Here is a 3,999-nt window from a genome sequence, read left to right as displayed (position 1 = left end):
CGCCTCGTCCGCGGCGCCCGGTCCATTTTGCAGCAACGTGCGAAGCCGGGAATCGTCGGTCGCCACCACATCGGAGATCCCTGCCAGGCTACGCGCCCAGGCGCGGACGGAGTCAGCGGTCTTCGCCTGCGAATCCAACAGCGGCCCAGTGTCTTCGGTCAGGGTTCGGGTGCGGTCGACAACGCTGTTGGCGTCGGCGGAGATTCGTGACGTCGAGTCGGACAACGATCCCAGATCGTATCCGGCGCCGTTGAAGGCTTGGAATGATTCGTCGAGCAATTGACCGATTTTGTTTTTGGGAAGGCTTTTGATCAAGGCGTTCACCTGATCGAGCATCGGTCCGACCGCTTGTGGAATCGTGGTGTCACGCATGGCAATAACCGACCCGTTGCGCAGATACGGCGCCGAATCGGTTCGTGGCCGCAAGTCCACATACTGCTCGCCCACCGCGGAGACGCTCAGCACATACGCACCGCACTGCTCAGCGGGACCAGGGCGCTCTGGACACGCTTTGAAGTCATCCGGGATCTTGGATGAGGTGTTAAGCGACAGCGTTGCTTTGGCGCCGTTGGCCGTGAGCGCCACCGCAGTAACCTTGCCGACCTGCACTCCGCGGTAGGTCACATTGGAGAACCGGTACAAGCCACCGGTGGCCGGCAGCTCAAGGGTGACCGTCATGCGACCGATGCCCAGCAGAGTTGGGAGCTGGATGTAGAAGAGGACCATCGCGGTGATCCCGATGATCCCGACGATCGCGAAAATCGCCAACTGAATCCGCACGAAACGCGTCAGCATCTATCCGCTCCCTCCTGTCGGCGGGATCCCCGGTGGCGGAGCAGGATTCGGTCCGGCCGGCGCTGGGGCTGGCGGCGCAGCCGCGGGACCCGGTAAGGGACCAAACCCCGGGGGCGGGGCCGCGGGTCCCGGTAGCGGAGCGCTGAATTGGAGATTCGGCTGAGCAGGTCCGGGCGGCGGAGCTTGGGGACCAGCCGGCGGAACGCCAGGCGGCTGCGGCGGGCCGGGCAGCGGCGGTGCCACGGGACCAGGCGCCTGTGCAACGCCAGGGCGCAGTGGATCATAGGTGTAATTCAGGTAATACGGCTCCCCGGGCGCGGCTACCTGCTGTTCCCCAAGTTGTCCCCAGTGCGTCCCAAGCAGCAGGCTGTTCTTGAGTTTGGGAATAGTGAAGTCGAACTGAAAATTCAGGTTGAAGTAGTCACCGCGAACGGCTCGATCGACGAAGTTCTGGTTCAACGGGAAGACCGTCGACGCCGCGAGCGCGAAGCCAAGCCCCGGCCCGACGTCGGCGAGCGCGCGGATGGTCGGCTCCAGGTTTTTCAGATTCTTGACCAAGTCAGCCTGAGTGTTGTTGATCAGCCCGGTGGCAGTGTTGCTGAAAACGCGCAGGTGATCCAAAGCCGCAGTCAAGCGCGGCCGCTCCTTGATGAACACCTCGAGCGCGGGCGGCACCTTGCGCAGCGCCTCGGTCAGAACGTCGCGCTGTCCTGCGAATGTCTCGGCAAGCCGGTTCAGCGCCTGGATCGACGTAACGATGTTGTCCCGCTGCGCATCCAGCGTCCCCACGAAATTGTCCAGCCGATTAAGCAAATCGCGCACATCGCCCGCACGCCCGGACAGCGCGGCGCTGAAATTGTGGATGATCTCCCCGATCTGCCCCAGCCCGCCGCCGTTGACGACCAGCGACAGCGACGACAGGGTTTGCTCCGTCGAGGGATAGATCGACGACCGATTCAGCGGGATGGTGGCACCCGGGCGCAGCCGCCCGGTACCGGGTTGGCCCAGCGGCGGGTTGAGCTCCACATGCATGGAGCCCAGCAGGCTGGTCTGACCGACGCTGGCCACCACGTTCGCGGGAATGTGCACGTCGCGCTTCACCGAGATCTCGACGTTGGCAATCCAACCTTTCTCCGGGTCGCGGGCGACCTTCATCGGGCCTACGCTGCCGACCACGACATCGTCCATCATCACCGGCGAATTCGACTCCATCGTCAGGACATTCGCCAGCTCGACGTGATAGATGTCGGCGCCCCCTCCGCGGGCCATCGATGGGCCGGGCAAAGGTAGCGAGTTGAGGCCGTGGAAGGCGCACCCGGTGGCGGTCAGGGCCACGCAGAATCCGATGGCGAGTATCCGGCGGACCGGCAGCCAGCCCATCATGGGTGTGCCCCTTCCGCCGGCAGCAGCGGTGGCGGGGGCTCTGGTGTCGACGGCGGCGGCGGCAGCGGCATCGCCGCGCCCGGTATCCGCGGCAGCGGAACCGACGGTGCCGGGCCGGGTACCACCGAGTCACCGTTCAGTCCGGTCCACGCCGAGATGGCGGGCGGCTGCTCGGGCGGCCCGGGCTTCGGACCCTCGCCGCCCGGTGCGAGGCGCGGTTCGCTGTACACCACGTTGGCCGGGTCCACCGACTTCTGGAGGAACGCGTTGATGGGGAACGGCACGTTGTTGTAGCTGGTCAGCCGCATCCCGGGACCCATAAACAGCGCGCACAGCTTGCCCGATTCGACGGCGGTGACGCTCTCGACGGTTTCCAACATCGTGCAGCCGGGGACGGGTAGCGGAAAAAGCATGCCGGCCCACGTCGGATTGGCCTCGTTCATGAGCCCGAACCCGCCCACAATAGTTCCGGTGTCGGCGTTGTAGTCGTTGAAGAAGTTGCCGATGGCGTTCGGCGCGCCGTGCAAGACGTTCTCCAGAGCCATGTGCTGATCGACGATAGGCTGGAGGGCATCGCCCAATCGGGCAACCTGTTCGCTGGTTTGGTCGCGGGTTTCGGCGATGAATCGCTGCACTTCACCTACCGCGGTCGACAGATCGGTCAGCGCCGCGTCCAAGTCGGATTTGCTGTCGTTGACCACGCTGGTGAGGGTGGCAAGCCGGTCGTTGAACTGCACAATTTGGACGTTGCTGTCGCGCAGTGCGGTAACGAAGGTCTGCAGATTCTTGATGATGTCGACGATGTTGCCGCTGCCGTTGGCGAGGATGCGCCCCACCCCTGACAATTGAGCGAGTGTTTGCCGCAGCTTGTCGCCATTGCCCTGTAGCGCATTGGCGGCGCTGTCAACGAACCGCGATATCGCCGGTGTAGACACTTTGGCATTTGGGCCCAAATCCGTTGCCAGCCGCATCAATTGGGTCTTCACCTCGTCCCACTCGATCGGCACGGCCGTGCGTTGCACGGGTATCACCGCTCCGTCGGCCATGACTGGGCCGCTAGTGCGGTAGGCGGGAGTGAGTTGGACGTAGCGGGCAGCCACCAGATTCTGGGTGACGATGACCGCTTTTGCGTCGGCCGGAATCGGCACGCCGTGGTCGACCTTGAGGGTCAACTTGGCCTGCGTGCCCGCGGGCTGGATCGACTTGATAGTGCCGACCTTGACACCGGAGACGCGTACCTGATCGCCCGGGTAAATCGCTGTGGCGGTGGTGAAGTACGCGGTTATGGTCCGTGGCCCAAAGAACACGTCACGCACAATCAGTCCGGTGCCGGCGACAATCAGCGCGGCCAGGACGACCGCCGCAATTGCGGTGAGCCTGTTACGTGGGATCCGCGGCATCCGGGAGATCATTGCCCCCCTCCGATCCGTCCGCCCAACGTACAGTAAGGGCACGGCGGAATGCCGTTGTACAGTTGCGGCACCAACGACCGCGGTACCGGTGACGGGAAACCTGGACCACGCGCGGTGTCGAAGGTACGGAATCCCCAGAGGTAATCCAGGAACGGCCCGAAGAGTTCCGGAAGAGCGGCGTTCGGAGCGAACGCTGAGTAGGCGTACATACTGGAGATGGCCTCACCCACCGTGATCTCAAATTTCGCGAGGCCGGGCAGTGCTTTGTTGATGTTGTCGCGGTTCTTTTCCAGCATCGCGGTCACCGAGTTCAGTTTCTCGAGCGTGGGCGCCAACTTGCTTTCGTTGTCGTGCACCAGCCCGGTGAGCTGTTTGGCCACCGTCGAGGTGTTCGCCAACAGCGAGACGA

General features: G+C 63.9%; 3 protein-coding genes and 1 pseudogene. All 4 read right to left on the bottom strand.

The window, feature by feature from the left end; all coding sequences use genetic code 11:
* Positions 1 to 795, bottom strand: a 795-nt coding sequence (locus tag WBF82_RS02910) for an MCE family protein (RefSeq protein ID WP_424381599.1), incomplete at its 3' end; no start/stop codon positions are given.
* Positions 796 to 2,178: an MCE family protein gene (locus WBF82_RS02905; protein WP_424381598.1), complete on the bottom strand. Its 1,383-nt coding sequence runs from the start codon at positions 2,176 to 2,178 to the stop codon at positions 796 to 798.
* Entirely contained in the window at positions 2,175 to 3,590 is a 1,416-nt protein-coding gene (locus WBF82_RS02900; protein ID WP_424381597.1) for an MCE family protein, read from the bottom strand. Before WBF82_RS02900 ends, WBF82_RS02905 begins: the two co-directional genes overlap by 4 nt.
* Positions 3,587 to 3,999, bottom strand: a pseudogene (locus WBF82_RS02895) (MCE family protein); the annotation flags it as partial. The gene WBF82_RS02900 and the pseudogene WBF82_RS02895, both read right to left, overlap by 4 nt.

It is taken from the genome of Mycobacterium sp. (assembly GCF_049673265.1).
GTDB lineage: Bacteria > Actinomycetota > Actinomycetes > Mycobacteriales > Mycobacteriaceae > Mycobacterium.
The sequence above is the reverse complement of the archived record's forward strand: the minus strand, read 5'-3'. Positions and strand labels throughout refer to the sequence as shown.

Coding starts and splice junctions, on each gene's coding strand:
- WBF82_RS02905 (WP_424381598.1), bottom strand. CDS start 2,178: ATGATGGGCTGGCTGCCGGTCCGCCGGATACTCGCCATCGGATTCTGC.
- WBF82_RS02900 (WP_424381597.1), bottom strand. CDS start 3,590: ATGATCTCCCGGATGCCGCGGATCCCACGTAACAGGCTCACCGCAATT.